The following is a 26692-nucleotide window of genomic DNA, read 5'->3' on the forward strand; positions in this document are numbered from 1 at the left end:
AACTTGGTGCCGGCATTGGCCGGCAGGAAAACTCAAGAAGCCAGTGGCGATACTTGCCAAAGCCCGTTCTGCAGAATCAATTGCCGGTCGCAGTCCGCGTCACTGGCGGCGGCCAATGGCTGCCCAGGCAAGGCCTGGACGACACGCTGACCCTCACTGCGCAACTGGCAAACCTGCTGCCAGAGTGCTGCGTCCGTACTGTCGGGCATCCAGATGCCACCAGACGGCAGCTCGACCTCAGCACGCCCCAGGGTCACCAGGGTTTTCAAATCGGTGGAAAAGCCAGTCGCCGGACGTGCACGACCGAAGTCGGCACCGATATCGTCATAACGACCGCCTTGAGCGATGGCCTGACCAACACCCGGCACAAACACCGCGAACACCACACCGGTGTGGTAGTGGTAGCCGCGCAACTCGCCCAGGTCAAAATACAGCGGCAAGTCCGGGAACCGCGCCGACAAGCGCTCCGCAATCGCCAGCACGTCGTCCAGAGCGGCCAATACCGGCGCTGGCGCATTGGCCAGACGCTCACGCGCGGCCACCAATACTTCGCGACCGCCGCACAGGTTCACCAGCGCACGCAGCATGTCAGCCAGATCGGCAGGCACGTTTGCGGTCAGCGCGATGACTTCATCGATAGCCTTGCGTTGCAGGGCATCGAACAGCTGTTGCTCCACTTCACCGGACAAACCAGCCGCGCGGGCCAGGCCACGGTAGATACCAACGTGGCCCAGGTCCATGTGGACATCCGGCACATCGGCCAGTTGCAGCATGGCCAGCATCAGGCTGATCACTTCAACGTCGCTGCTCGGGCTGGCGTCGCCGTACAACTCGGCGCCCAACTGGATCGGGCTACGGGAAGACGACAAGGCGCGCGGCTGCGCATGCAGCACGCTGCCGGCGTAGCACAGACGGCTCGGGCCTTCGCGGCGCAGGGTGTGCGCATCGATGCGCGCCACTTGCGGCGTGATGTCGGCACGGAACCCCATTTGCCGGCCCGATTGCGGGTCGATGACCTTGAAGGTGCGCAGATCCAGGTCCTGGCCCGCACCGGTCAGCAGGGATTCCAGGTACTCGATATGGGGGGTCACGACAAACTCGTAACCCCAGCTCTGGAACAGATCCAACACCTGGCGACGCGCTACTTCAATGCGCGCAGCTTCTGGTGGCAGTACTTCTTCGATGCCATCTGGCAGCAGCCAGCGGTCTACCGTTGCCATTACGCCATTCCCCTATGATCCGGGCGGCCAACCCTCGGCCGAGCCTTGAGTGAAGCAGAAAATACCCGCCCCCTGCATAAACCACGCGCAAGAGCGACGTGACGAACGACCTGCAAACGGCCTCGTCGGGCACTTTCCTCGAAAAACCTGTCACGCCTGCCGAATCAAACATGCAGACGCAAAAAAGCCGGGAATTTCCCGGCTGCCGCATCATACACCCGTTTTCTGAAAGGATCACCCCGCCAGGCGTTTTAGCCGCCCGACGGAGTGAGACCTACAGAATCACAGGCTTGTTACTTGGACTTTTCCAGGTAGCGGAAGAAGTCGCTGCTTGGGTCCAGCACCATGACGTCGGTTTTGTTCGCGAAGCTTTCACGGTAGGCACGCAGGCTACGGTAGAACGCGTAGAACTCCTGGTCCTGGCCGTAGGCCTTGGAGTAGATGGACGCCGCTTGAGCATCGCCATCACCACGGGCCTCTTCAGACTCGCGATAGGCTTCTGCCAGCAGTACACGACGCTGACGGTCGGCATCCGCACGGATACCCTCAGCCAACTCGTTACCCTTGGCACGGTGCTCACGAGCCTCACGCTCACGTTCGGTGCTCATACGCTCGAACACGCTGCGGTTCACTTCCTTCGGCAGATCGATGGCCTTGACCCGAACATCGATCACTTCAATGCCCAGCTCTTTTTCCGCCATTGTATTCAACGAACGCGTGATGTCAGCCATCAGCGCATCACGCTCACCGGATACCACCTCGTGCAGGGTGCGCTTACCAAACTGGTCACGCAGGCCCGATTCCAGACGGCGCGACAAACGCTCGTCGGCAATCTGCTTGAGGCCGGAGGTCGCGGTGTAGAAGCGCTCGGCGTCCTTGACGCGCCACTTGGCGTAGGCGTCAACCATCACAGCTTTCTTTTCCAGGGTCAGGAAGCGCTGCGTCGGTGCATCCAGGGTCATCAGGCGAGCGTCGAACTTGCGCACCTGGTTAACGTAGGGGACCTTCACATGCAGGCCAGGCTGGACATCCGCCTGGACTACGCGACCGAATTGCAGCAACACCGCGCGCTCGGTCTGAGCCACGATGTAGAAGCAGTTCCAGGCAGCGATGACCACGACGACGCCCACAATCAGGGCGGTCAGCGATTTATTGCTCATCAACGACTCTCCCTGGTACGTGTTTGCTGTTGCAGCAAGTCAGCGGCCGCACGGGCGCTCGCTTCGTTGGCAGCGGCATTGGAACTGGTGGACGGTGCGCTGGTGCTGCTACGACCACCTTCGATCATCTTGTCCAGCGGCAGGTACAGCAGGTTGTTCTGCCCACCCTTGCTGCCGGTCACGAGAACCTTGCTGGTGTTGCTGAAGACTTCCTGCATGGTGTCCAGGTACAGACGCTGACGCGTAACTTCCGGCGCCTTGCGGTACTCAGCGACCAGTTTGGTAAAGCGATCCGCCTCACCCTTGGCACGGGAGACCACTTCGTCACGGTAACCGTTGGCATCTTCAAGGATACGCTGGGCCTGACCACGGGCTTCCGGCACGACGCCGTTGGCGTAGGTTTCAGCCTGGTTGCGCGAACGCTGCTCGTCTTCACGGGCACGGATCACGTCATCAAAGGCTTCCTGCACTTCGCGCGGTGCGGCTGCGTTCTGTACGTTGACCTGGGTGACGGTAATACCGGTGCGATACGTATCGAGGAACCGTTGCAGGCGCTCCTTGATTTCGCTGGCCATCAATTCACGACCTTCGGTCAGCACCTGGTCCATGGCGGTAGAACCCACCACGTGGCGCAGGGCGCTTTCAGTTGCGTGTTGCAGGCTGATTTCCGGCTGATCAACGTTCAGCACGTAGTCCTGCAGGTTGCTGATCTTGTACTGCACGGTCAGCGGCACTTCGACGATATTCTCGTCTTCGGTCAGCATCTGGCCCTGCTTGGTGTAGGCACGCTCACGCGTGACGTTCTCCATGTACTTCTTGTCGATCGGCGGGAAATAGATGTTCAGGCCAGGACCGACAGTCTCGTAGTACTTGCCGAAGCGCAGCACCACGGCTTGCTCCTGCTCGTCGACCACGTAGACCGCGCTGTACAGCCAGACGGCCGCGAGCACGACAAGACCCAGACCCAGCAGGCCGTAGCCGCCGCCCTTGCTTGTGCGACCACCTTCATCACCACCGCGTTTTTTTCCACCACCGAACAACCCATTCAGGCTTTCCTGCAGCTTTCGGAAGGCCTCGTCGAGATCCGGTGGCCCCTTGCGGTCGCCATTATTGCGGCGTTTACCACCCCAAGGATCCTGATTATTCGAGTTGCCACCCGGCTCATTCCAAGCCATAGCGCTCTCCATCTGATAAAGCAAAGACGCACCCACGGCGCGCCGACCAATGCTACAGAATGCCTGCTATCGCGGCACAACCGCTTTCCCAGGCTTTTATTGCAAAGTGTGTTGTTCGATGAACTCTGCCGGAACAATGCCCTCACGACTGACCAGCCGATTGAGCTCCGAGCGCGGCAATCGAACGGCCAGCAAGCTGACACCTTCTTCGTCGTGTTCTTCTTTCTGTACCGCACCCAGTTCGAAAAACTGTGCACGCAGTCGAGCAAAACGCTGAGGCAAGCGCAAGGTGCCCACGAACAAATCGCTGCCCAACAGCTCGGCAATGGCTTGCTCGAGCAACTCCAGGCCACTGCCATCACGCGCCGACAGCCAGACCCGCTGGGGCTTGCCGTCTTCGTCGCGCTGGATTTGTGGCTCAACGCCTTCAAGCAAATCGAGTTTGTTATAGACCTCGAGGATCGGCAAGTCCTGGGCACCAATCTCGCCCAGTACCACCATTACCTGCTCAATTTGCAACATGCGATCCGGTTCAGCCGCATCGATCACATGCAACAGCAGGTCGGAGTTGCTCGACTCTTCCAGCGTAGACCGGAATGCCTCAACCAGCTTGTGGGGCAAGTGACGAATGAAACCCACGGTATCGGCCAGGACGATCGGCCCCAGGTCGTCAATCTCCAGACGGCGCAAGGTCGGGTCGAGCGTGGCGAACAGTTGGTCGGCCGCGTACACGTCCGATTTCGTCACGTTATTGAAGAGCGTGGATTTGCCGGCGTTGGTATAGCCCACCAGGGAAACGGTAGGGATATCCGCGCGCATACGGCCACGGCGCGATTGTTCGCGCTGGCTGCGTACTTTCTCCAGGCGGCCCTTGATCTGTCGCAGGCGAACCCGCAGCAAACGCCGGTCGGTTTCCAGCTGGGTTTCACCCGGGCCACGCATGCCGATACCACCACCCTGACGCTCAAGGTGAGTCCAGCCGCGAACCAGCCGGGTGCTCATGTGGTCAAGCTGGGCCAGTTCTACCTGGAGCTTGCCTTCATGGGTACGGGCGCGCTGGGCGAAAATATCGAGAATCAGGCCGGTGCGGTCGATTACGCGACACTCGAAAACACGTTCGAGGTTGCGTTCCTGACTGGGCGTGAGCGTGTGATTGAAGATCACCAGATCGGCTTCTTCGGCGTGGACCAGGTCGCGCAGTTCCTCGACCTTGCCGCTGCCGATCAGGAATTTGGCGGTTGGCCGATGACGCGGTACGTTAAAAAACGCAACGGTCTCGGCGCCGGCCGAATTTGCCAACTCCTGAAACTCCTGCGGATCTTCGCGCGCCTCAGGGTCCTGTCCATCCAAGTGAACGAGGATCACTCGCTCACCACCACCGTGGCGCTCAAAGAACAAAGGAGACTCCTATCAGGCGTTACCTGGCTCAGCGTCACCCTGTTCGTCACCGGCAGCGCTAGGCAGACGGATTGGACGAACTGGAACTACTGTCGAGATAGCGTGCTTGTAAACCATCTGGCTGACGGTGTTTTTCAGCAGGATCACGAACTGGTCGAACGACTCGATCGTGCCTTGCAGTTTGATACCGTTGACCAGATAGATGGAAACCCCAACTTTCTCTTTACGTAAAGTATTCAAGTAAGGGTCTTGTAGCGAATGCCCTTTTGACATGTGCCGCACTCCTTTAAGGATCAATAATAAAAATCGGAAAATAGATATCTTATGGCCGTCACACCCCCAAGGATAGACGGCAATTGCAAGGACTCAGCTCAATATGGAGACCGTTCCCAAGTATTTCAAGGCGCGTGACAGATTGTCGCTGTCCAGGCTGTCCAGCCAGTGCAAATCGCTCCAGCTGCGCAGCCAGGTGAACTGGCGCTTCGCCAATTGGCGCGTGGCAATGATGCCGCGCTCCTGCATCTCAGCTGACGTCAGCTTGCCATCCAGATGATCCCAGACTTGGCGGTAGCCTACAGCACGTATCGAAGGTAAACCTGGATGCAGGTCACCTCTTGAACGCAGTGCTACGACCTCGTCTACAAACCCCTGTTCCAACATAATTGTGAATCTTTGTGCAATTCGTTCATGCAGCACCTGGCGATTTGCCGGAGCGATGGCCAGATTCGCCACAGTATAGGGCAATTGTGACTGTCCAGATGCGCCTGCGTCAGCACTTTGCGCAGATTGTCGCTGCCGATGCTCGGTCATGGTCTGGCCACTCACGCGCCAGACTTCAAGAGCTCGCGTGAGCCGCTGGGGATCGTTGGGGTGAATGCGCGCGGCGGACACCGGATCCACAGCTGCCAACTGGTCGTGCAGGGCTTGCCAGCCAAGGCATGCAGCCTCCTCTTCAAGCTCGGCGCGCACCTGGGCGTCGGCGGGCGGCATATCGGCCAGCCCTTCCTGCAAAGCCTTGTAGTAGAGCATTGTGCCGCCCACCAGCAAGGGGATTTTGCCGCGCGCGGTGATATCGGCCATGGCCGCCAGGGCGTCGTTGCGAAAATCTGCGGCGGAATAGCTCTCGGACGGGTCGATGATGTCGATCAATCGGTGCGGATACTGCGCCAGTAGCTCTCTGGAAGGTTTGGCAGTGCCGATGTCCATGTCCCGGTAAACCAGGGCAGAGTCGACGCTGATCAGCTCGCACGGCAACACTTTGGTCAGCTCGATGGCCAGGTCGGTCTTGCCTGCGGCCGTTGGGCCCATCAGGAAGATCGCGGGGGGCAAGGCACTCATCAACGGCCGCGCAAGAACAGTTTGTCCAGATCGTCCAGGCCCATTTGGGTCCAGGTCGGTCGGCCATGGTTGCACTGGCCGCTGCGCTCGGTGTTTTCCATGTCACGCAGCAGGCCGTTCATTTCCGGCAGGGCCAGGCGGCGATTGGCGCGGATGGCGCCGTGGCAGGCCATGGTGCCGAGCAATTCGTTGATGTGCGCCTGGATGCGGTCGCTGGTGCCGTACTCCATCAAGTCCGCCAGCACGTCAGCCACCAGCCGGTTTGCTTCAGCCTGCTTGAGCAGCGCAGGAATCTGGCGGATCGCCAGGGTTTCCGGGCCCAGGCGTTGCAATTCGAAGCCCAGTTTCTGGAATACGCTGTGGTGCTCTTCGGCGCAATCGGCCTCACGCTGGCTGACCGCCAGGGACTCAGGCACCAGCAACGGCTGGCCACTGAGGCCCTCGCTGGCCATGGCGATTTTCAGGCGTTCGTACATGATCCGCTCGTGAGCGGCGTGCATGTCCACCAGTACCAGGCCATGGGCGTTTTCCGCGAGGATGTAGATGCCCTTGAGTTGGGCCAGCGCATAGCCCAGCGGCGGGATGTCACCGCCACCTTCCGGCAAGGCGACAGCCCCCGGCTCGGCACCCGGCAGCGGAGCAAAAAATTCACGATACGCCGCCTGGGCCTCGGCCACCGGCACGGCCGATTGCGGGCGCGGGGTGTATTGATACTGATACCCCGCACCAGCACCGGCGCCAGGCGCGGTGTAACTCGGCTGCGGTTGCGGCGATTGCAGCAGGTTGGCCGCCAGGCTCATTTCACCCTGGGGCCCGAACTCACCCGCTTCGGGGCCGCTTGGGCGGACCATCGCCGTAACGATCGGCGCCGACAGTTGGTCATCCGGGCGCACATCGCCCAGGGCACGGTGCAAGGTGCCATAGAGGAAGTCATGCACCATGCGCCCATCACGGAAGCGCACTTCGTGTTTGGTCGGATGCACGTTGACGTCGACCACGGCGGGATCGACCTCGAAAAACAGCACAAACGTCGGGTGCCGCCCGTTGAACAGCACATCGCGATAGGCTTGGCGCACCGCGTGGGCCACCAGCTTGTCGCGCACCGCACGGCCATTTACAAAGAAGTACTGCAAGTCAGCCTGGCTACGCGAGAAGGTCGGCAAACCCACCCAACCCCACAGCCGCAGGCCATTGCGCTCGATCTCGATCGGCAGCGCCTGCTCCAGAAAGCCCGCGCCGCAGATCGCCGCCACACGCCGAGCGCGCGCGGCGTCATCATGGGCTTCGTGCAGGCTGAGGATGGTCTTGCCGTTGTGGCGCAAATGGAAGGCCACGTCGAAACGCGCCAGCGCCAGGCGCTTGATGACTTCTTGCAGGTGATCGAATTCGGTTTTTTCGGCCTTGAGGAATTTACGTCGCGCCGGGGTGTTGAAAAACAGGTCGCGCACTTCCACCGAGGTGCCCACCGGGTGCGCAGCCGGCTGGACCCGAGGCGCCATGTCGCGGCCTTCGGTTTCCACTTGCCAGGCCTGATCCGCTTCACGGGTTCTCGAAGTCAAGGTCAGTCTCGCCACGGAGCTGATGGAGGCCAAGGCCTCACCGCGAAAGCCCAGGCTCATCACCCGTTCAAGGTCTTCCAGGTCGCGAATCTTGCTGGTGGCGTGACGGGCCAGGGCCAGCGGCAGGTCATCCGAGGAGATGCCGCTGCCATCGTCACGTACCCGCAGCAGCTTGACGCCGCCCTGCTCCACGTCCACATCAATGCGCTTGGCGCCGGAGTCGATACTGTTTTCCAGCAGTTCCTTGATCACCGAAGCCGGCCGCTCAACGACCTCACCCGCCGCAATCTGGTTGGCGAGGCGCGGACTGAGCAGTTCGATGCGCGAGCCGCTGTTCAAGACTGATTCGCTCATTACTGTGCCGCCAATTCAGTGCCGGGAATGTTCAACACCTGGCCGACTTTCAACTCGTCGGTTTTCAGGTTGTTGGCGCTGCGCAAGGTAGCCGCCGACACCTGGAAACGTACCGCCAGCATGGCCAGGGTATCGCCGGGCTGCACGCGATGATCACGCGGGCCCTGGGCGATTTTGCCAGAGTCACGCAGCCAGGCGATGTAGGTGCCCGGTGGCGGGTTCTGCTGGAAGAACTGGCGTACACCGGCACTGATGGAGCGCGCCAGGGCTTGCTGGTGACTGGCGCTGGCCAGCTTCGATGCTTCGTTGGAGTTGGAAATGAAGCCGGTTTCCACCAGGATCGATGGGATGTCGGGCGATTTCAATACCATGAAGCCGGCCTGTTCCACGCGCTGCTTGTGCAGGGAGGTCACGCGGCCGATGTTGCTCAGGACTTTCTGGCCGACGTTCAAGCTGGAGGTCAGCGAGGCGGTCATCGACAGGTCGAGCAGTACGCCGGCGAGCATCTTGTCTTTGTCATCGAGGGACACGTTGCCGGCCCCGCCGATCAAGTCGGAACGGTTTTCACTGTCGGCGAGCCAACGGGCGGTCTCGGACGTGGCGCCACGATCCGACAGGGCAAATACCGAGGCACCGAAAGCGGCAGCCGAAGGGGCGGCGTCGGCGTGGATCGATACGAACAGGTCGGCGCCCTTCTTGCGGGCTATTTCGGTACGTCCGCGCAACGGAATGAAGTAGTCGCCGGTACGCGTCAGCTCGGCGCGATAGCCTTTCATGCCGTTGACCTGGCGCTGCAGTTCACGGGCGATGGCCAAGACCACGTCTTTTTCGTGCTGGCCGCGTGAGCCCGAGGCACCCGGGTCTTCGCCGCCGTGGCCGGCGTCGATCACCACGATAATGTCGCGTTTGCCCGCTGGCGCCGGCGGCGGCGGTGGCAGCTTGACCTGAGGCTGCGACGGGCTGACCGGTACGGCCGGCAAGGTCGCAACACTCGGAGTTGGCGCAGGCGGCGGCGCGGCATCGGCGGCATTGTCGAACAGGTCGACCACCAGCCGGTTGCCGTATTGAGCGTTTGGCGCCAGGGAGAAGCTTTTTGGGGTGACCGCCTTTTTCAGGTCGATGACCACCCGCAAGTCGGTCGGCGTACGTTGGGCCGAGCGCATGGCGGTAATCGGAGTGTTGGCGGTGGAGACTTTCAACGGCGCGGCCAGGGTTGCACCATTGATATCGATCACCAGGCGATCAGGCGCCGACAGCGTAAAGACGCTGTGCTGGACCGGGCCAGACAGGTCGAACACCAGTCGCGTGTTATCCGGCGCACGCCACAGGCGAACACTTTTCACCTGTGAAGCAGCCAGAGCATTGACAGTCATTGCCGCAAGCAACACCCCTACGACAGCAACCAACGCGCGAAAGCGCATACCTAACCCCACCAATTATTTGAATTCCAATGCCAGAGCGGCGCACCACGACTCACCGCGCGCGCTCTGGGGCAACAACTTCAGCTGACGTCCTTGCTCATGCGGCGTAATGGTAATGGTCAGGTCCGGCTTTGGCAAAAAGCCTGTTCCTTTATCTGGCCACTCGATCAGGCACAGCGCGTCTTCGTCGAAGTAATCACGGATACCCATGTACTCCAGCTCTTCGGGGTCGACGAGGCGATAGAGGTCAAAGTGGAAAGCTCGCACCTTACCGATTTCGTAGGGTTCGACCAGGGTAAAGGTTGGACTTTTCACCGCCCCTTCATGGCCAAGACCGCGAATAATCCCACGGGACAGCGTGGTCTTGCCCGCCCCCAGGTTGCCTTCGAGAAAGATAAGCCCCGCACCGCCTGTAACCTGTGCAAGACGATGACCGAACGCAACCATTGCGTCTTCGTCGGCCAGGAAAAGGTTTACTTCAGGCACGGCGACTGTTCCTCCAGCAATTGACGAACGGCGGGTATCAGGTCACTGGCGGCCAGCCCGCGACCAAAAGTGCCTTGGCGATCCCCCGCCGTGGCGTGCAACCACACGGCCAGGCAACTGGCGTCATAGGCCAGCATCCCCTGGGCCAGCAGCGCGCCCACCAGGCCGGCCAGTACATCGCCAAGCCCCGCTGTCGCCATGGCCGGATGGCCCTGATCGCAACGGGAAACACGCCCGTCCGGGCTGGCGATCAAGCTGCCAGCCCCCTTGAGAATAGCCACTGCATTGAATTTTTGACTCAACGCGCGCGCCACCTTAAGACGATCGGCCTGAACCTCGGCTGTCGAAAGGCCCAACAAGCGAGCCGCTTCGCCCGGATGTGGGGTGATCACGCAATTAGCCGGCAGGCTCACGCTGCCTGTCGCCAGTTGATTCAAGGCATCGGCGTCCCAGACTTGCGGCTGCGTGGCGTTGGCGGCGACGGATAACAGGCTCTTGCCCCAGGAGGCATCACCGAGGCCCGGACCAATGACGATGACCGAGATTTTTTCCAGCAACCCCATCAACTGGTTGGCCGAACTCACGCCGAGGGTCATGACTTCCGGCAGGCGAGTCAGCGCGGCCGACACGTGCTCGGCACGGGTCGCCAAGGACACCATGCCGGCACCGCCGCGCAAGGCACTTTCGGCACTCAGCAGCGCAGCGCCGCCAAAGCCGCGATCGCCTCCGATGACCAGCAGGTGACCGAATTGGCCCTTATGGGCGTCCGGGGAACGTGCAGCCAGTTGCGGCAAATGGCCGGGCAACAAGGTCTGTACGTCGGTTATTTCGTGTTTTGTCTGCGGCATGCGTCTTCAGGCTCCGATGTCTGGCAGAATTATACGCATCTAACCTGTGGTTTCCCGTGTCTCATGCCTGCTATTACCTCCGATCTGCCCGCCCTCGCCCAATCGATCAAAGACTGGGGCCGCGAACTGGGTTTTCAACAAGTCGGCATCAGCGGCCTGGACCTTGGCGAGCATGAACAGCACCTGCAACGCTGGCTCGACGCGGGTTACCACGGCGAGATGGAGTACATGGGCGCCCACGGCAGCAAGCGCTCGCACCCTGATGAGCTGGTCCCTGGCACCTTGCGCGTGGTGTCGCTGCGCATGGACTACCTGCCCGGCGACACCCAAATGGCGCAACTCCTGGCCAAACCAGAAAAAGCCTACATCTCGCGCTACGCTCTGGGCCGCGACTACCACAAGCTGATCCGCAAGCGCGTCCAGCAATTGGCGGACCGCATTCAGGCGCAGATCGGGCCATTCGGTTTTCGCGCCTTTGTCGACAGCGCGCCCGTGCTGGAAAAAGCCATCGCCGAACAGGCCGGACTAGGCTGGATCGGCAAAAACACCCTGGTGCTCAATCGCAAGGCCGGCAGTTACTTCTTCCTGAGCGAGCTGTTTGTCGACTTGCCATTGCCGGTGGACCCGCCCCACAGCACCGAACACTGCGGCCGCTGCACCGCCTGCCTGGACATCTGCCCCACCAATGCTTTCGTCGGGCCTTACGTGCTGGATGCCCGCCGCTGTATTTCCTACCTGACCATCGAACTCAAAACCGCGATCCCGGAAGACCTGCGCTCGCTGATCGGCAACCGGGTATTTGGCTGCGATGACTGTCAGATCGTTTGCCCGTGGAATCGTTTCGCTCGATCCACCGCCGAGGGCGATTTCAAGCCACGGCACAACCTGGATAACGCAGAGCTGGCCGAACTGTTTATGTGGGACGAGGATAAATTCCTCAGCAGCACCGAAGGCTCACCCCTGCGCCGCGCCGGTTACGAGCGCTGGTTACGCAACCTGGCAGTGGGCCTGGGCAATGCGCCGTCGAGCATTCCGGTATTGGAAGCCTTGAAGGCGCGGCGGGATTACCCGTCAGAGCTTGTGCGCGAACATGTGGAATGGGCGCTGAACCAGCACGCCGAGCGTCAATGAACGTCGTCGTTGTAGACGAACTTGGGCATCTCCCAGTGAAAACGGATCGCCAACAGACGCAGTAAAAAGCCGCTGAACAGGGTCAGCAAGATCGCTTGTTCGCTGGGCAGCTCCAGGTACAGGCAGAGCAAGTAGAACCAGGCGGCGAGGAACGACACGCTGGCGTACAGTTCACGGCGGAAGATCAGCGGAATATCGTTGCAAAAGATATCCCGCAGGATGCCTCCGAAGACGCCGGTAATCACCCCGCTGACCGACGCCACCAACATGCCATGCCCCATTTCCAGGGCCGTCATACAGCCGATCAAGGTGAAGGCCACCAGGCCTACAGCGTCCAGCGCCAGAAACAGCGAACGCAGGTGGCGCATCAGCGGTGCAATAAAGATCGTCACCAACGCAGCGACGGAGGTCAGCACCAGGTATTCCGGGTGTTTGACCCAGGTCAGCGGGTAGTGACCGAGCAACACGTCGCGTACCGACCCCCCGCCCAACGCCGTCACACAGGCGATCAGCACCACGCCAAACCAGTCCATGCCGCGCCGGCCGGCCGACAGCGCGCCAGTCATGGCTTCGGCGGTGATGGCGATGAGGTAGAGCATCAGCAGCATGATGGCGATCCTTGCAAAAGTTGTGGCGAGCGGGCTTTTGTGGCGAGCGGGCCTTATTGCGGCGAGCACGCTTGTTGTGGCGAGCGGGCTTGCCCCGCGTTGGGCTGCGCAGCAGCCCCAAAACCGGACAATTATATCTTTTTGGAGGAATGCGTTGGCAGTATTAGGGCCGCTTCGCAGCCCAACGCGGGGCAAGCCCGCTCGCCACAACAAGCCTGCTCATCACAACAAGCCCGCTCGCCACTACTCGCCAGATCACAAGAAACCGGATAGATCGTTCCCACGCTCCGCGTGGGAATGCCTCTTGTGACGCTCTGCGTCAAACCTTGGGACGCAGAGCGTCCTGGGCTGCACTCCCACGCGGAGCGTGGGAGCGATCTATAACAAGAAACCGGATCAAGCCTTGATGAAATGCTTGCGGTAATGCTGCAGCTCGGCGATCGACTCTCGGATGTCATCCAGGGCCAAATGGGTGCTGCCTTTATGGAAACTATCTTTCACTTCCGGCGCCCAGCGCGCAGCCAGCTCTTTCAACGTGGACACGTCCAGGTTGCGGTAGTGAAAGTAGCTTTCCAGCCCCTTCATGTGGGTATAAAGGAAGCGCCGGTCCTGGCAGATGCTGTTGCCGCAGATCGGCGACTTGCCCTTGGGCACCCATTTTTCCAGGAAGGCGATGGTTTCGGCTTCGGCTTCGGCCATGCTGATGCGGCTGTCGCGCACGCGCTGGGTCAGGCCGGAGTTGCCGTGGGTGCGGGTGTTCCACTCGTCCATGGTGGCGAGCACCGCGTCGCTGTGATGGATGGCGATCACCGGACCTTCAGCCAAGGTGTTGAGGTTGCTATCGGTGACAATGGTCGCCATCTCGATGATGACGTCGGTGTCGGGGTTCAGACCGGTCATTTCCAGATCGATCCAAATCAGGTTCTGTGGGTTTTGCATGGCTTGATTCTCTTGGCACCTTGGCTTAGCTGCGCAGTTTAGCAGGCAGCGGCGTGCTAGACTCGCGACCGTTTTACCTAACCTTTGCATTATCGACACGGAACACCAATGGCCAAACGCCAGCTCAATCGTCGCCAAAACTGGCGCATCGAAAAGATTCAGGGTGAACGCGCCGCACGCGCCGCCAAACGTGAATCCTCCGCAGTGGAAGCGCTTGAGGGCGGTGACCTGGGTCCCGAACAAACGGGCCTAGTGATCGCGCACTTTGGTGTGCAGGTCGAAGTCGAGGCGCTGGAAGGCGAACTCGCAGGCCAAGTGTTCCGCTGCCACTTGCGCGCCAACCTGCCTGCGCTGGTCACCGGCGACAAGGTCGTGTGGCGTGCCGGCAACCAGGGCATCGGCGTCATCGTCGCCCAGTTGCCACGCACCACCGAGCTGCGCCGCCCTGACAGCCGCGGCCAACTCAAGCCGGTAGCGGCCAACGTCGACATGATCGTCATCGTGTTCGCGCCGCTGCCGGAACCGCATGCCAACCTGATCGACCGCTATTTGGTCGCGGCCGAGCATGCCGGCATTCGCCCGCTGTTGCTGCTGAACAAATTCGACCTGATCGACGAGCAGAACGCCCCGGCGCTTAACGCACTGCTGGCGGTCTACCGCACCCTGGGCTACCCGGTGCTGGAGGTCTCGGCCCATCACGGCAATGGCATGGAACAGCTGCAACAGCAGTTGGATGGCCGCATCAGCGTGTTTGTCGGCCAGTCTGGCGTGGGCAAGTCATCGCTGGTCAACAGCCTGCTGCCGGAAGTTGAAACGCGTGTGGGCCCGCTGTCGGAGCTGTCCGGCCAGGGCACTCACACTACGACCACTGCACGGTTGTTTCACTTCCCCGGCGGCGGTGAGCTGATCGACTCCCCTGGTATTCGTGAATTCGGCTTGGGCCACGTCAGCCGCAGCGATGTGGAAGCGGGCTTTATCGAGTTCAACGACCTGATCGGCACCTGCCGTTTCCGCGACTGCAAACACGACCGCGAACCGGGTTGTGCCTTGCTCAAGGCGCTGGAAGATGGCCGCGTGCAGCAGCAGCGGATGAACAGCTATCGATCGATTATTGCGAGCTTGCCCGAAAGCAGTTACTAAGCCGCACACAACACTGTGGCGAGCGGGCTTGCCCCGCGTTGGGCTGCGTAGCAGCCCCGTTCCAACAGCCGCATTTCTTGCAGGCAAAAACCGCGCTATCAGGTTTTGGGCCTGCTGCGCAGCCCAACGCGGGCGGTGCGACGATTCGACAAGCCCGCTCGCCACAGAAGCCCGCTCACCATAGGGGCTTGCTGTCAGCTACGACCCCGTCGCCGGCACCGTAGGATCCTTCACCCCACCATCATCAAACAGGTTCAGCTTCTGCCGCAGCTCATGCGCCGGCAACGGCTCCTGCCCCGGTGGTATGGCGTTCGGATCGGCCGGCACTTCGCCTGGCGCACCTACACCCTGGGTCGGTTGCGGTGGCGGCGGCTGATCACCTTCAATCGCGCGCTGGGCCTTTTTGGTCAGCACGACGATGTCGATCCGGCGATTGATTGGATTGAACGGTTCCTTCGGATCAAACAGCTGCGAAGAAGCAAAACCCACCACCCGCGCCACTTGAGGGTCCGGGTAGCTGCCGGCCACCAGCGCACGGCGGGCGGCGTTGGCGCGGTTGGCCGAGAGTTCCCAGTTGCCGAAGTCGCCCTGGCCCGCATACGGCTTGGCGTCGGTGTGGCCGCTGACGCTGATCTTGTTAGGCACCGCCTTGATGGTATCGGCCATGGCCAGCAGGATGTCTTCAAAGTAAGGCTTCAAGCGTGCACTGCCGGAGTCGAACATCGGCCGGTTAGCGGCGTCTGTGATCTGGATGCGCAAACCATCGGGCGTGATCTCGAACGAAATCTGATCCTTGAATTTCATCAGTTGCGGGTTTTCGTCAACCTTGGTCTGCAATTCCTGCAGCAACAATTCAAGGCGTTCCTGCTCGACCTGTTCGGCCATGCTCTCGACTGTTTCGCGCTCGATCGGAATGTTTTCCTGGGGCGATTCGGTCTTGACCTCGGGGTTGATGGTACGCTCAGGCGCCAACTGCGGCGAGCCGCCCAAGTCGATCACAAAGGGCGTGCCGCTTTCCGAGAAGCCAATCGGGTCTTTGAAGTAACCGGCGATGGCGATTTTCTGCTCGGGGGTGGCGGTGGACATCAGCCACAGCACCAGAAAAAACGCCATCATCGCCGTCGCAAAGTCTGCGAAGGCGATTTTCCAGGCGCCACCATGGTGCCCCGCAGCGAAGCGCTTGACGCGCTTGATGATTATCGGCTGGTTGTTTTCCATGGCTTAGCGACCGCGAACCGCTTGTTCCAGCTCGGCAAAACTCGGGCGATGTTTCGGGTACAGCACCTTGCGACCGAACTCCACGGCCAGCGATGGCGGCATGCCGGACGCCGAAGCGACCAGGCTGGCCTTGATGGCTTCGTAAAGGTTGATCTCTTCCTTGGCATCATGTGCCAGGGAGGTGGCCAATGGGCCGAAGAAACCGTAGGCCGCGAGAATACCGAAGAAGGTACCTACCAGGGCCGCACCAACGTGCATGCCGATGGCCGCCTGGTCGCCTTCGCCCAGGGAAGCCATGGTCACCACGATACCGAGTACCGCCGCAACGATACCGAAACCAGGCATGCCGTCGGCGATGCCGGTCACGGCGTGGGAAGGATGCTCCAGCTCTTCCTTGAGGCTGAACAGCTCCATGTCGAACAGGCCTTCCAGCTCGTGGGGAGCCATGTTGCCGGAGGACATGATGCGCAGGTAATCACAGATATAGGCGGTCATGCGCTCATCTTTGAGCACGGCCGGGTACTTGGCGAAAATCGGGCTGGCCGAGGCGTCTTCGATGTCGCCTTCGATGGCCATCATGCCTTCACGGCGGCTCTTGTTGAGGATCTCGTAGACCAGGCCCAGAACCTCCAGGTAGAAGGTGTGGGAGAAGCGCGAGCTGAACATGCCAAGCGACTTCTTGATCACATGCATGGTCATGTAGCCGGGGTTGGCCTGCAAGAATGCGCCAAACGCGGCACCGCCAATAATCAGCACTTCGAAGGGCTGGATCAAGGCAGCAATCTTGCCGTGGGACAGGACGTACCCGCCGAGCACGCTTGCGAAGACGACGATGATGCCGATAATTTTAGCCATAGGGGATCTGTACTTGCGCCGTCGGGTTCATGGACATATTGGGTGCAACTGAAAAACTCTTGTTCTACTTATCGGCAAAACTGCGCCAGACTATAGCCCGTTAAGGCGAAAAGCCAGTTCGGCCCGCTCTGGGCGTGTTGACCGCAAGTGATGATCGCGCCCCCTTATGGCTAATGAAACGAACGTCCCATCTGTAAGACCTATCTCACTCGCCGCTTGGATCAAGCGTCTGGACGACGTGCTGCTGCCCGTTCCCCAGGCCAGCCACGAACGTGTGTGCAAAGCCATTCGCGATAGCCGCAGCTCATTACGGGATATTGCCGAGCTGATGCACAACAGCCCGGCGCTGGTGCTCAGCGTGATGCGCGAGGCCAACAGCCACACCCATGGCAGCCTGACGGAACCGGCGGAAAACCTCGAAGTGGCGCTCAACCGCCTGGGCCTCAAACGTGCCGAAGAACTGTTGGCGCGCCTGCCCTCGGTGCCGGCCCACGAGATCCCTGTGGCGTTGCGTCAATTGCTGCTGGTGAGCCAGCACGCATCGCAGCAAGCCAGCGGCTTGTTCGCCAGCCGCCTGGCGCGGTTGTGGCAAGACATTCACTGGGGCAGCCTGCTGTTTCTGTCACCCCTGTGGCCGATGGCGGTAGCCTACCCCAAGCTCCTGGAAGAATGGGAACTGCGGGTTATCCACAAAGGCGAATCGGCGCGCAGGGTCGAGCAGGAATTGTTCGGCGTACGCCTGCTGGACCTGTGCCTCGGCTTGACCGAAGCCTGGCACCTGCCGATCTGGGTATCACAGGGCTACAACCTGCTGCTCAAAGAACAGCGTTTGCTGGTCAAGGCGCTGCACATCGCCCGCGAAGATGATGCGCTGCGCCACCAGCAATTACTCGATGCCGAACCCAATCTGCGTCGCTGGCTGAACCAGCCGGCGAACACCGTGCTGCTGGCCAACGGCCTGGCGATGTCGGCCCAGGAATCCTGGACCTGCCCGCATACCGAACGCTGGCAATACCTCACCGCGCTGTACCTGCAACAGCCGCTGGGCGACGTGCAACAACAGGTTCACCAGCAAGCCGTGACCAGCGCCCGCTCCACCTTGATGCCCGACCTTTGGCACCCTGCGCTGTCGCTGCTCTGGCCCTGGCATGTGCAAAAGATCCATCGCGGCCTGCTGCCCGCGCCGCCGCCCACCGCCGAAGCCCTCGCCCTGTGGCGCAAGCGCTGCACCGAATTGCTGGTTGAACCGAGCCGCTTTGCCAACGCGATGCACATGACCACCTGCGCCAAAGAAGCCCTGGTGGCCAGCGGCATGCAGCGGGTATTGCTGTTCATGGCGGATCGCACCCTGAGCACCTTACGCGTCCATCAAGCCGACGGCCTGCCGAAAGACGCTGCGCATTTGAGCCTGGACGTGGTCAACAGCACGTTGCTGCAACGCCTGCTGGAAAAGTCAGCCCAGGTGCGCCTCACGCCCGACAACCATGCGCAGTTCTCGGCATTGTTGCCGCCGATCCTGCGCCGCCTGTTCACCGGCGAGCATCTGCTGCTGCGCTCGCTGAGCTGCAACGGCAAGGTGGTGATGCTGATGGTTGCCGACCAGGGCGGCGGGCCGTTCTCGGAAACCACTGTGCAAGCTTTCGGCAAAACCGCCCAATGCATCGAGAAAGCCCTGCACTGCTTTACCAACCGCAGCGCCTGATGCTTGCGCTACAATCGCCGTCCTTTATCGCCAACATTTGTGCCCAGGAGACCTCACATGCCTGACTTCTCTGGCTTGCCGCTGGTGATCGAATCCAGCGACCTGCTCGGTCAACTGGATGCCGAACACCTGATTCTGGTGGACCTCACCAGTGCCGCCCGCTACGCCGAAGGGCATATCCCCGGCGCGCATTTCGTTGACCCCAAGCGCACCCAACTGGGCCTGCCGCCGGCCCCCGGCCTGCTGCCCAACAAGGCCGACCTGGAAAAACTGTTCGGCGAACTGGGCCACACACCCGACGCTACCTACGTGGTCTACGACGACGAAGGCGGCGGCTGGGCCGGGCGATTCATCTGGTTGCTCGACGTGATCGGCCACCAGAAATACCACTACCTCGACGGCGGCCTGCTGGCGTGGCTGGCAGACAAGCACCCGGTTTCCACCGAAGTGCCCGCCTCGGTCGGCGGCCCCGTAAGCCTCACGCTGCACGAGGGCCCAACGGCCACTCGCGAGTACTTGCAAAGCCGTCTCGGCGCTGCCGACCTGGGTATCTGGGACGCGCGCGGCCCGCTGGAATATTCCGGCGACAAGGTCCTCGCCGCCAAGGGCGGTCACATCCCCGGCGCAGTGAATTTCGAATGGACCGCCGGTATGGACAAGGCACGCAACCTACGCATCCGCCGTGACATGCCGCAGATCCTCGAAGACCTCGGGTTGACCAAAGACAAAGAAATCATCACTCACTGCCAGACTCACCACCGCTCTGGCTTCACCTACCTGGTGGCCAAGGCGCTCGGTTATCCGCGAGTCAAAGGTTATGCTGGTTCCTGGGGCGAATGGGGCAACCACCCCGACACCCCCGTTGAGATTTAAGGTTTAAGGACAGTAAATGAAAAAGCAGTTGTTTATCCTCAGCCAATACTTGCTGCCACACCACCTGCTGTCGCGGTTGGCCGGCTGCATTGCCGAGTGCCGCGTGCGCTGGTTCAAAAACGCCTTCACCACCTGGTTTGCCAAGCGCTATCAAGTGGACATGTCCCAGGCCCTGGTGGAAGACGTGACCGCCTACGAGCACTTCAACGCCTTCTTCACCCGCGCCTTGAAAGACGGCGCCCGCCCGCTGGACCAGACCCCTGGCGCGGTACTCAGCCCGGCCGATGGGGCGGTCAGCCAGCTCGGCCCAATCGAACATGGTCGCGTGTTCCAGGCCAAAGGCCACAGCTTCAGCGTGCTGGAGTTGCTGGGCGGTGATGCGGCCGTGGCTGCGCCGTTCATGGGCGGCGACTTTGCCACCATCTACCTGTCGCCGAAGGATTACCATCGGGTGCATATGCCTCTGGCGGGCACCTTGCGTGAGATGGTTTATGTGCCTGGCCGAATTTTCTCGGTGAACCAGACCACTGCCGAAAACGTGCCGGAACTGTTTGCACGTAACGAGCGTGTTGTCTGCCTGTTCGACACCGAACGCGGGCCGATGGCCGTGGTGTTGGTAGGCGCAATGATCGTCGCTTCGATTGAAACCGTATGGGCCGGATTGGTCACGCCGCCGAAACGCGAGCTGAAAACCGTGCGTTACGACGAAGCTGCCCGTGCGCCGATTCACCTGGAGAAAGGTGCGGAGCTGGGTCGCTTCAAGTTGGGTTCGACCGCAATCGTGCTGTTCGGGCCGGATCAGGTGAACTGGGCGCAAGAGCTGGTGGCAGGTTCGCCGGTGCAGATGGGCCAGGGTATCGGGTCACCGAAGGACTGACACATTGATCGTTCCCACGCTCTGCGTGGGAATGCCGCCCTAGGCGCTCTGCGTCCGCTCTTGAAGGTCGCGACGCGGAGCGTCACAGGACGCATTCCCACGCAGAGCGTGGGAACGATCGGAGATCGGGTTACAGCTGTCCGTCGCGGTCGCGAAAGCCCAGCAGGTACAACACGCCATCCAACCCCAAGGTCGAAATCGCCTGCTTGGCCGATTGCTTGACCAACGGCTTGGCGCGGAATGCCACACCCAGCCCGGCAATCGCCAGCATCGGCAAGTCATTGGCACCGTCACCGACCGCAATGGTCTGCTCCAGACGCAACCCTTCCTTGTGGGCCAATTCCTTCAGTAGATCCGCCTTGCGCTGTGCGTCGACAATCGGCTCCACGGCCACACCGGTCACCTTGCCATCCACGACTTCCAGCTCGTTGGCGAACACGTAGTCGATGCCCAATTTGGCCTGCAATTGCTTGGCGAAGTAGGTAAAGCCGCCCGACAGGATCGCGGTCTTGTAGCCCAGGCGCTTGAGTTCGGCGAACAGCGTTTCGGCGCCTTCGGTCAGGCGCAGCGACGCGCCGATGGAATCCAGCACGCTCACATCCAGCCCCTTGAGCAGCGCCAGGCGCTCCTTGAAGCTGGCGCGAAAATCCAGTTCACCGGCCATCGCACGTTCAGTGATCTCGGACACTTGCTCACCCACACCGGCCGCCTTGGCCAGTTCGTCGATGACTTCAGCCTCGATCAGCGTCGAGTCCATGTCGAACACCGCCAGGCGGCGATTGCGACGGAACAGCGAATCTTCCTGAAAGGCGATATCGACATTCAGCTCCTGGGCCACGCTGAGGAATTCGGCGCGCAAGGCTTGCGGGTCAGCCGGTTCGCCGCGCACAGAGAACTCGATGCAACCCTTGCCCTTGTCGGCCGGCGTGTCCAAAGGCATGCGCCCCGACAGGCGGTCGATATGGTCGATATTCAAACCGTATTGCGCGGTAATCGAGCTGACGCGCTGCAACTGCTCAGCTGTGACCTTGCGGGTCAACAGCGTGACGATATGGCGCTTTTTGCCCTGGCCGTCGACCCAATGCTGGTAGTCCTCTTCGGACACCGGGGTGAAACGCACCTGCTGATCCAGCTTGTAGGCAGTAAACAGGATGTCCTTGAGCACCGACGAAGCTTGTTCGGTACTCGGGATTTCCACCAGGATCCCGAACGACAGGGTGTCGTGGATCACCGCCTGGCCGATGTCGAGAATGTTCACGCCACCCTGGGCCAGAACACCGGTAATGGCTGCGGTGAGACCTGGGCGGTCTTCCCCAGTGATGTTAATCAGGACAATTTCGCGCAAAGCGCACCCCCAGGCTGGAAAAAAACCGCATTCTACCCACTTTCAGTGACCATCGGGCACAGCCAGCGCTTTGCCGGTCTTGGGCCTGTCGCTATACTGCGCGTCAACTTCACGGACTAAAGAGCCGAGCTCAAGTGAACCGGCCTACGCCAGTAAAAACCGATAACTTCTTCCTGCTGATCTTCCGGGCACTGCGCCACCGCCGTGTACCGATCGCATTACGCATCGCCAGCCATAACGTGATCCTGGTCGCTCTGGCCCTGGTGATCTACGCCTGCGTGATGGGTTTGCAGTTCAAGCAGGCCATGCACGAGCAAGCCGACGCCCTGGGCGAGAGCCTGACCACCCAGACCGCCACCTCGGCGACTGAGCTGTTGGTGTCCAACGACATCCTCAGCCTCAACGTGCTGCTCAATAACCTGACCAAGAACCCGCTGGTGGCTCACGCCGCTATCTATAGCGTGGATAACCGAATCATGGCCGAAGCCGGGCAGCGCCCGAAAAACGGCCTGCTCGGTGAGGCAGAAGGTCTGTATCAGAGCAATATCACGTTTCAGGATGTGAAGGCAGGCCAACTGCGCATCAGCCTCGATATGCAGCAATTTCAGCAGCCGATGACTATCAGCCTGCAGAGCATGGGCATCCTCAGCGCGATCCTGCTGGCATTGGCCCTGGCCTTGAGCCTGCGCCTGGGGCGGCATATCTCCACGCCCTTGATGCAACTGCGCATCTGGCTTCGGGATATCGACGAACACACCCCGGCCACCGACCGCCAGGATGAAATCGGCGACCTCGCGCGCCAGCTCCACGCCAGCTTCGCCCCTGAACCGGTCGTGCCCGAGGTTGAACCCGAGCCCGAGTACGACGACACCGATTACGACGACGAACCCGAATTTGAAGTCCGCAACCTGCGCGACCCAGGTTTTGACGAAAGTCCGCCGGTGGCTGGCCTGAAGCCCGCGCCGCGCCACGTAATCCAGGCCGAAGAAGACGATTTGGACGACGAAGACCCGTTCGCCGACCTGCGCGATACCTCGGCCAGCCCGGCCGTCGCGCCAAAGCCTGTCCCCGCGAAGAACACCGAACCCCAGCACAGCGCCGTACTGGCCGTGCAACTGGGCGCCCAGGACCAACTGCGCCGCCTGCCCCGTGCCCGCCTGACGGAATTGCTGGAACGCTACCGCGATTGCCTCGACCAGGCCGCCTCGCTCTACCAGAGCGAGCTGCACACCCTGAACGACGGCAGCACGCTGATGCTGTTCCACAGCGAAGACAGCGGCGAAGACTACCTGACCAACGCCATTTGCTGCGGCGAACTGCTGCGGGCCCTGGGCCATGAGTTGCAGATAGAAGTAGCCGACAGCGGCATTACGCTGCAACTGCAACTGGGCCTGACGGTGGGTGACGATCTGTTCGGCATGAGCCAGATCGACCTGCTGCTGACCGAGATCGCCCAGGACGCCCTGGCCTTGTCCCAACACAGCCGCAACCTGCTGCTGGTGGAGCGCAAGATCAGCGAAGACACGCTGATCCGCCAACGCGCACGCATCCGCCCGATTGCCAGCCCGGAGGGGGCCAGCTGTGTGGAGCGGTTGATGGAACCTTACCCGTCGATGCTGGAGCGACAGTTGGCGCGGATGCACGAGACCCGTGTGAAGCCCTAAAGAACGACCGCGGACAATGTGGGAGGGGGGCTTGCTCCCGATAGCGGGGTATCAGTCAGCACATGCATTGACTGACGCACAGTTATCGGGAGCAAGCCCCCTCCCACATTTGACCTGTGGTGCGACTCATATCTCAACCCAACAAAAAGGCCCGCTTACTCAGCGGGCCTTTTTTGTTTCGGCGATTCAGATCAGAACCTGAACACTTCCATATCTGTACGAATCGGCGCCGCCATCGGCATCTTCGGTTTTTCCGGGGTTACCGGCTTGGCTTGTACCGGGGCTTGCTTGCGCGGTGCCTCGGCGATTGGCGGCTGGTTGGCCAATGGTTTGAGGGCCACCGACAACTGCTGCGCCAAGTGCTGCAACAGCACACCCTGGGCCTGGACCTGGGACGCGGTGGTGCCGGTGTGCTCTTCCTGCAGGTGCACGATGCGGTTATCGCGCACCTGGCCGCGACGATCGATCAAGCGCCACTGCGCATCGAGGATCGCCGGTTGCGACTTGCCGGAATCAAGCCGGGTAATCGTCAGCAACACCTGCACATCCGGGGTGAAGCCGGTTGGCGCGGGCGCCAGGACCACACGCTGGCTGTCCAGCTGCCCGGCGACCTGACGCAACATCAACTGATTGATATCGGACGACAAACTGCCGGCCCAACGACCATCAAGGGAACCTTGCAGGCTACCGTCGTTCTGACGTTGCAGCAGGGTTTCGCGTTGCAGGTAATCAGCCACGACCACCGGCCCCAATAAAACCGACATACCTGCGGCTTGTGCTGGTTGAACCGGACTTCCGCTGTCCAGCTGGTACAGCGACACAGGCTTGTGTGTGCTGCAACCCGCCAGCCCCAGAAGGCCAGCGAGCATGAAAAATAAAGGAAGGCGTGGAGCAGTCATCATCCCATCCAGGTGGCTGCCACAAGGCGAACCACAATGTAATACTTAAAAATAACCTAAACACGCTCGGCCACGCCGGCGCTGGAAAGGCCATATCATCCGTGAATATGCGCCATGACTCCAGCGCCAAAGCGTCGATCTACGCGCTAAATCGTAGATCGAGGGCTCTAATCCGCCTTAAACCGGCGTTTCCACCAACAAAGCGTCCACCCGCTGGAATCCGCGAGGCAGTTTATTACCACGTCGACCACGCTCGCCCTTGTAGTGTTCAAGGTCATCAGGGCGTAATGACAACGTGCGCTTACCGGCCTGGAGCACCAGCGTAGAGCCTTCCGGGACCACGGCGATGTCGGTCACGTACTCTTCGCGACTGGCCACCCGCTCGCCGGGAATGCCAATGATCTTGTTACCCTTGCCTTTGCCCAACTGCGGCAAATCGCTGATCTTGAACACCAACAAGCGCCCTTCGGTAGTCACCGACGCCAGCCAATTGCTTTCGCGGTTTTCGACTGTTCGCGGCAGGATCACCTTGGCGTTGTTCGGCAGGCTCAACAGCGCCTTGCCCGCCTTGTTCTTGGCCAGCAGGTCTTCACCCTTGACCACAAAACCGTAACCGGCGTCGGAAGCGATCACGTACAGCGAGTCGTCGTCCGGCAGCAGCACGCATTCAAAATTCGCGCCCGGTGGCGGCGTCAGGCGCCCGGTCAACGGCTCGCCCTGGCCCCGTGCGGACGGCAAGGTGTGGGCCGGCACCGAGTAACTGCGCCCCGTGGAGTCGATAAACACCGCAAACTGGTTGGAACGCCCGGCCGCAGAGGTTTTGAAACCGTCACCGGCCTTGTACGACAGACCTGTGGCATCAATATCATGCCCCTTGGCAGAACGAACCCAACCCTTTTCCGACAGAACGACAGTAATTTTCTCGTTTGGCAGCAGCTCGGTTTCTGTCAGGGCCTTGGCTTCGGTGCGCTCGACGATAGGCGAGCGGCGGTCGTCGCCATAGGTTTCCGCGTCTTTGATCAACTCTGTGCGCACCAGCTTCTTGAGCTTGGTTTCGCTGCCCAGCAGCGCTTGCAGCTTGGCTTGCTCCTTGAGCAACGCGTCCTGTTCGTCGCGCAGCTTCATTTCTTCCAGTCGCGCCAACTGGCGCAATCGGGTGTCGAGGATGTAGTCAGCCTGGATCTCGCTCAGCTCGAAACGCGCGATCAGCTCGGCTTTCGGGTGCTCGGCGGTACGGATGATGTGGATCACCTCATCCAGGTTGAGGTAGGCAATCAGCAAACCGTCCAACAGGTGCAGGCGGCGCTCGACCTTATCGAGGCGGAATTGCAGGCGGCGACGCACGGTCTGTACCCGGAACTCCAGCCACTCCACCAGCAGGTTGCGCAGGTTTTTCAGCTGCGGCTTGCCGTCCAGGCCAATGATGTTGACGTTGACCCGGTAGCTGGACTCAAGGTCGGTGCTGGCAAACAGATGCTGCATCAACACCTCGTGATCGACCCGGCTATTGGTCGGGATGATCACGATGCGGCATGGGTTTTCGTGGTCGGACTCATCACGCAGGTCGGCAACTTGCGGCAGTTTCGACGGCTTTGCCTGCATCATCGCGGCAATCTGCTCCAACACCTTGGCGCCAGACACCTGGTGCGGCAGCGCGGTGACAATAATGTCGCCATCTTCAATCTGGTAAACGGCGCGCATGCGCACCGAGCCCTTGCCGGTCTCGTACATCTTCAGCAGGTCGGCGCGCGGCGTGATGATTTCCGCTTCGGTCGGGTAATCCGGACCCTGGATGTGCTCGCAGAGCTGCTCGACCGTGGCTTTGGGCTCATCCAGCAAGCGCACACAGGCCGAGGCGACTTCCCGCAGGTTGTGCGGCGGCACGTCAGTGGCCATGCCGACCGCAATACCGGTGGTGCCATTGAGCAGGATGTTCGGCAAACGTGCCGGCAACACCAAAGGTTCGTCGAGGGTGCCGTCGAAGTTCGGGCCCCAGTTCGCGGTGCCCTGGCCCAGCTCGCTGAGCAGCACTTCGGAATAACGCGACAGGCGCGCCTCGGTGTAACGCATGGCGGCGAAGGACTTGGGATCATCCGGCGCGCCCCAGTTACCCTGGCCGTCCACCAGCGTGTAGCGGTAGCTGAACGGCTGGGCCATCAGCACCATGGCTTCGTAGCACGCCGAGTCGCCGTGGGGGTGGAACTTACCGAGCACGTCACCGACGGTACGCGCCGACTTCTTGTGCTTGGAATCGGCGTCCAGCCCCAACTCACTCATGGCGTAGATAATGCGCCGCTGCACAGGCTTCAGGCCGTCGCCAATATGCGGCAAGGCACGGTCCATGATCACGTACATGGAGTAGTTGAGGTAGGCACTTTCGGTGAAGTCAGCCAGCGACCGGCGTTCTACGCCATCTAAGCTGTCTGCGAGGATGTCACTCATGCGGGCCTCATCAATGTTGGGTGAGGCGCAGCGGAAATGC

General features: G+C 61.0%; 23 protein-coding genes. 6 read left to right on the plus strand and 17 right to left on the minus strand.

What is annotated here, in order from left to right:
• Positions 1 to 32 precede the first annotated feature (32 nt).
• From ACR52_RS18595 to ACR52_RS18640, 10 genes are all read right to left on the minus strand, one after another.
• On the minus strand, positions 33 to 1220 hold the full coding sequence (locus tag ACR52_RS18595; RefSeq protein WP_048727546.1) for an ATP phosphoribosyltransferase regulatory subunit: 1188 nt from the start codon (positions 1218 to 1220) through the stop codon (positions 33 to 35).
• Between the two features lie 293 nt (positions 1221 to 1513).
• The gene (gene hflC / locus ACR52_RS18600; RefSeq protein WP_048727549.1) at positions 1514 to 2380 is read right to left on the minus strand and encodes a protease modulator HflC; all 867 of its coding nucleotides are present in this window, start codon (positions 2378 to 2380) and stop codon (positions 1514 to 1516) included.
• The gene (hflK, locus tag ACR52_RS18605; RefSeq protein ID WP_048727552.1) at positions 2380 to 3555 is read right to left on the minus strand and encodes an FtsH protease activity modulator HflK; all 1176 of its coding nucleotides are present in this window, start codon (positions 3553 to 3555) and stop codon (positions 2380 to 2382) included. Before hflK ends, hflC begins: the two co-directional genes overlap by 1 nt.
• Positions 3556 to 3651: 96 nt before the next feature.
• Positions 3652 to 4953 carry a ribosome rescue GTPase HflX gene (hflX, locus tag ACR52_RS18610; protein ID WP_048727555.1) on the minus strand — a complete coding sequence of 434 codons (1302 nt, stop codon included), beginning with the start codon at positions 4951 to 4953 and terminating at the stop codon, positions 3652 to 3654.
• Positions 4954 to 4965: 12 nt separating this feature from the next.
• Entirely contained in the window at positions 4966 to 5226 is a 261-nt protein-coding gene (gene hfq / locus ACR52_RS18615) for an RNA chaperone Hfq (RefSeq protein ID WP_003188059.1), read from the minus strand.
• A gap of 93 nt (positions 5227 to 5319) precedes the next feature.
• A complete protein-coding gene (miaA, locus tag ACR52_RS18620) occupies positions 5320 to 6291 on the minus strand; it encodes a tRNA (adenosine(37)-N6)-dimethylallyltransferase MiaA (protein ID WP_048727558.1) in 972 nt (323 codons plus the stop codon).
• A complete protein-coding gene (gene mutL / locus ACR52_RS18625) occupies positions 6291 to 8204 on the minus strand; it encodes a DNA mismatch repair endonuclease MutL (protein WP_048727562.1) in 1914 nt (637 codons plus the stop codon). Before mutL ends, miaA begins: the two co-directional genes overlap by 1 nt.
• Positions 8204 to 9625 (minus strand): N-acetylmuramoyl-L-alanine amidase, encoded by a 1422-nt coding sequence (locus ACR52_RS18630; protein ID WP_048727565.1) that lies wholly within the window; start codon positions 9623 to 9625, stop codon positions 8204 to 8206. Before ACR52_RS18630 ends, mutL begins: the two co-directional genes overlap by 1 nt.
• A 15-nt stretch (positions 9626 to 9640) precedes the next feature.
• Positions 9641 to 10111, minus strand: a complete 471-nt coding sequence (gene tsaE, locus ACR52_RS18635) for a tRNA (adenosine(37)-N6)-threonylcarbamoyltransferase complex ATPase subunit type 1 TsaE (RefSeq protein ID WP_048727568.1) — start codon at positions 10109 to 10111, stop codon at positions 9641 to 9643.
• Positions 10099 to 10959, minus strand: coding sequence for an NAD(P)H-hydrate dehydratase (locus ACR52_RS18640; RefSeq protein WP_048727572.1), 861 nt, complete (start codon positions 10957 to 10959; stop codon positions 10099 to 10101). Before ACR52_RS18640 ends, tsaE begins: the two co-directional genes overlap by 13 nt.
• A 63-nt stretch (positions 10960 to 11022) precedes the next feature.
• Between ACR52_RS18640 and queG the strand changes: the two genes are divergently transcribed.
• Complete coding sequence (gene queG, locus ACR52_RS18645) at positions 11023 to 12090, plus strand: tRNA epoxyqueuosine(34) reductase QueG (RefSeq protein WP_048727576.1); 1068 nt, start codon at positions 11023 to 11025, stop codon at positions 12088 to 12090.
• Here the strand turns inward: queG and ACR52_RS18650 are convergent.
• The gene (locus tag ACR52_RS18650; RefSeq protein WP_172681530.1) at positions 12084 to 12701 is read right to left on the minus strand and encodes a trimeric intracellular cation channel family protein; all 618 of its coding nucleotides are present in this window, start codon (positions 12699 to 12701) and stop codon (positions 12084 to 12086) included. The two genes, queG and ACR52_RS18650, sit on opposite strands and share 7 nt — an antisense overlap.
• A gap of 393 nt (positions 12702 to 13094) precedes the next feature.
• The gene (gene orn / locus ACR52_RS18655; protein ID WP_003171343.1) at positions 13095 to 13637 is read right to left on the minus strand and encodes an oligoribonuclease; all 543 of its coding nucleotides are present in this window, start codon (positions 13635 to 13637) and stop codon (positions 13095 to 13097) included.
• A 108-nt stretch (positions 13638 to 13745) separates the two neighbouring features.
• Here orn and rsgA point away from each other — a divergent pair, with 108 nt between their 5' ends.
• On the plus strand, positions 13746 to 14777 hold the full coding sequence (rsgA, locus tag ACR52_RS18660; protein WP_048727582.1) for a small ribosomal subunit biogenesis GTPase RsgA: 1032 nt from the start codon (positions 13746 to 13748) through the stop codon (positions 14775 to 14777).
• A gap of 198 nt (positions 14778 to 14975) precedes the next feature.
• Here the strand turns inward: rsgA and motB are convergent, their stop codons facing one another.
• Positions 14976 to 15995, minus strand: coding sequence for a flagellar motor protein MotB (gene motB, locus ACR52_RS18665; protein WP_048727585.1), 1020 nt, complete (start codon positions 15993 to 15995; stop codon positions 14976 to 14978).
• Between the two features lie 3 nt (positions 15996 to 15998).
• A complete protein-coding gene (gene motA / locus ACR52_RS18670; protein WP_048727588.1) occupies positions 15999 to 16850 on the minus strand; it encodes a flagellar motor stator protein MotA in 852 nt (283 codons plus the stop codon).
• A gap of 166 nt (positions 16851 to 17016) precedes the next feature.
• On the opposite strand from motA, the gene ACR52_RS18675 reads away from it, so the two are divergent.
• Genes ACR52_RS18675 through asd form a run of 3 tightly spaced genes read left to right on the plus strand, consistent with a single transcriptional unit; the run spans position 17017 to position 20302 of the window.
• Positions 17017 to 18552: an HDOD domain-containing protein gene (locus ACR52_RS18675; protein ID WP_048727591.1), complete on the plus strand. Its 1536-nt coding sequence runs from the start codon at positions 17017 to 17019 to the stop codon at positions 18550 to 18552.
• A 57-nt stretch (positions 18553 to 18609) separates the two neighbouring features.
• Entirely contained in the window at positions 18610 to 19425 is an 816-nt protein-coding gene (locus ACR52_RS18680; protein ID WP_048727593.1) for a rhodanese-like domain-containing protein, read from the plus strand.
• Between the two features lie 16 nt (positions 19426 to 19441).
• Positions 19442 to 20302 carry an archaetidylserine decarboxylase gene (gene asd, locus ACR52_RS18685; RefSeq protein WP_048727595.1) on the plus strand — a complete coding sequence of 287 codons (861 nt, stop codon included), beginning with the start codon at positions 19442 to 19444 and terminating at the stop codon, positions 20300 to 20302.
• A gap of 130 nt (positions 20303 to 20432) precedes the next feature.
• Here the strand turns inward: asd and serB are convergent, their stop codons facing one another.
• Positions 20433 to 21647: a phosphoserine phosphatase SerB gene (serB, locus tag ACR52_RS18690; RefSeq protein WP_048727596.1), complete on the minus strand. Its 1215-nt coding sequence runs from the start codon at positions 21645 to 21647 to the stop codon at positions 20433 to 20435.
• A 134-nt stretch (positions 21648 to 21781) separates the two neighbouring features.
• Here serB and ACR52_RS18695 point away from each other — a divergent pair, with 134 nt between their 5' ends.
• The gene (locus ACR52_RS18695; RefSeq protein WP_048727598.1) at positions 21782 to 23311 is read left to right on the plus strand and encodes an AhpA/YtjB family protein; all 1530 of its coding nucleotides are present in this window, start codon (positions 21782 to 21784) and stop codon (positions 23309 to 23311) included.
• Positions 23312 to 23502: 191 nt separating this feature from the next.
• Here the strand turns inward: ACR52_RS18695 and ACR52_RS18700 are convergent, their stop codons facing one another.
• Together ACR52_RS18700 and parC are read right to left on the minus strand one after the other, a co-directional pair.
• Positions 23503 to 24213: a PqiC family protein gene (locus ACR52_RS18700; RefSeq protein WP_048727600.1), complete on the minus strand. Its 711-nt coding sequence runs from the start codon at positions 24211 to 24213 to the stop codon at positions 23503 to 23505.
• A 174-nt stretch (positions 24214 to 24387) separates the two neighbouring features.
• The gene (parC, locus tag ACR52_RS18705; RefSeq protein WP_048727603.1) at positions 24388 to 26652 is read right to left on the minus strand and encodes a DNA topoisomerase IV subunit A; all 2265 of its coding nucleotides are present in this window, start codon (positions 26650 to 26652) and stop codon (positions 24388 to 24390) included.
• Positions 26653 to 26692 lie beyond the last annotated feature (40 nt).

This window comes from Pseudomonas fildesensis, from assembly GCF_001050345.1.
GTDB classification, from domain to species: Bacteria; Pseudomonadota; Gammaproteobacteria; order Pseudomonadales; family Pseudomonadaceae; genus Aquipseudomonas; species Aquipseudomonas fildesensis.

Coding starts and splice junctions, on each gene's coding strand:
- ACR52_RS18595 (WP_048727546.1), bottom strand. CDS start 1,220: ATGGCAACGGTAGACCGCTGGCTGCTGCCAGATGGCATCGAAGAAGTA.
- hflC (WP_048727549.1), bottom strand. CDS start 2,380: ATGAGCAATAAATCGCTGACCGCCCTGATTGTGGGCGTCGTCGTGGTC.
- hflK (WP_048727552.1), bottom strand. CDS start 3,555: ATGGCTTGGAATGAGCCGGGTGGCAACTCGAATAATCAGGATCCTTGG.
- hfq (WP_003188059.1), bottom strand. CDS start 5,226: ATGTCAAAAGGGCATTCGCTACAAGACCCTTACTTGAATACTTTACGT.
- miaA (WP_048727558.1), bottom strand. CDS start 6,291: ATGAGTGCCTTGCCCCCCGCGATCTTCCTGATGGGCCCAACGGCCGCA.
- mutL (WP_048727562.1), bottom strand. CDS start 8,204: ATGAGCGAATCAGTCTTGAACAGCGGCTCGCGCATCGAACTGCTCAGT.
- ACR52_RS18630 (WP_048727565.1), bottom strand. CDS start 9,625: ATGCGCTTTCGCGCGTTGGTTGCTGTCGTAGGGGTGTTGCTTGCGGCA.
- ACR52_RS18640 (WP_048727572.1), bottom strand. CDS start 10,959: ATGCCGCAGACAAAACACGAAATAACCGACGTACAGACCTTGTTGCCC.
- queG (WP_048727576.1), top strand. CDS start 11,023: ATGCCTGCTATTACCTCCGATCTGCCCGCCCTCGCCCAATCGATCAAA.
- orn (WP_003171343.1), bottom strand. CDS start 13,637: ATGCAAAACCCACAGAACCTGATTTGGATCGATCTGGAAATGACCGGT.
- rsgA (WP_048727582.1), top strand. CDS start 13,746: ATGGCCAAACGCCAGCTCAATCGTCGCCAAAACTGGCGCATCGAAAAG.
- motB (WP_048727585.1), bottom strand. CDS start 15,995: ATGGAAAACAACCAGCCGATAATCATCAAGCGCGTCAAGCGCTTCGCT.
- motA (WP_048727588.1), bottom strand. CDS start 16,850: ATGGCTAAAATTATCGGCATCATCGTCGTCTTCGCAAGCGTGCTCGGC.
- ACR52_RS18675 (WP_048727591.1), top strand. CDS start 17,017: ATGGCTAATGAAACGAACGTCCCATCTGTAAGACCTATCTCACTCGCC.
- ACR52_RS18680 (WP_048727593.1), top strand. CDS start 18,610: ATGCCTGACTTCTCTGGCTTGCCGCTGGTGATCGAATCCAGCGACCTG.
- asd (WP_048727595.1), top strand. CDS start 19,442: ATGAAAAAGCAGTTGTTTATCCTCAGCCAATACTTGCTGCCACACCAC.
- ACR52_RS18700 (WP_048727600.1), bottom strand. CDS start 24,213: ATGATGACTGCTCCACGCCTTCCTTTATTTTTCATGCTCGCTGGCCTT.
- parC (WP_048727603.1), bottom strand. CDS start 26,652: ATGAGTGACATCCTCGCAGACAGCTTAGATGGCGTAGAACGCCGGTCG.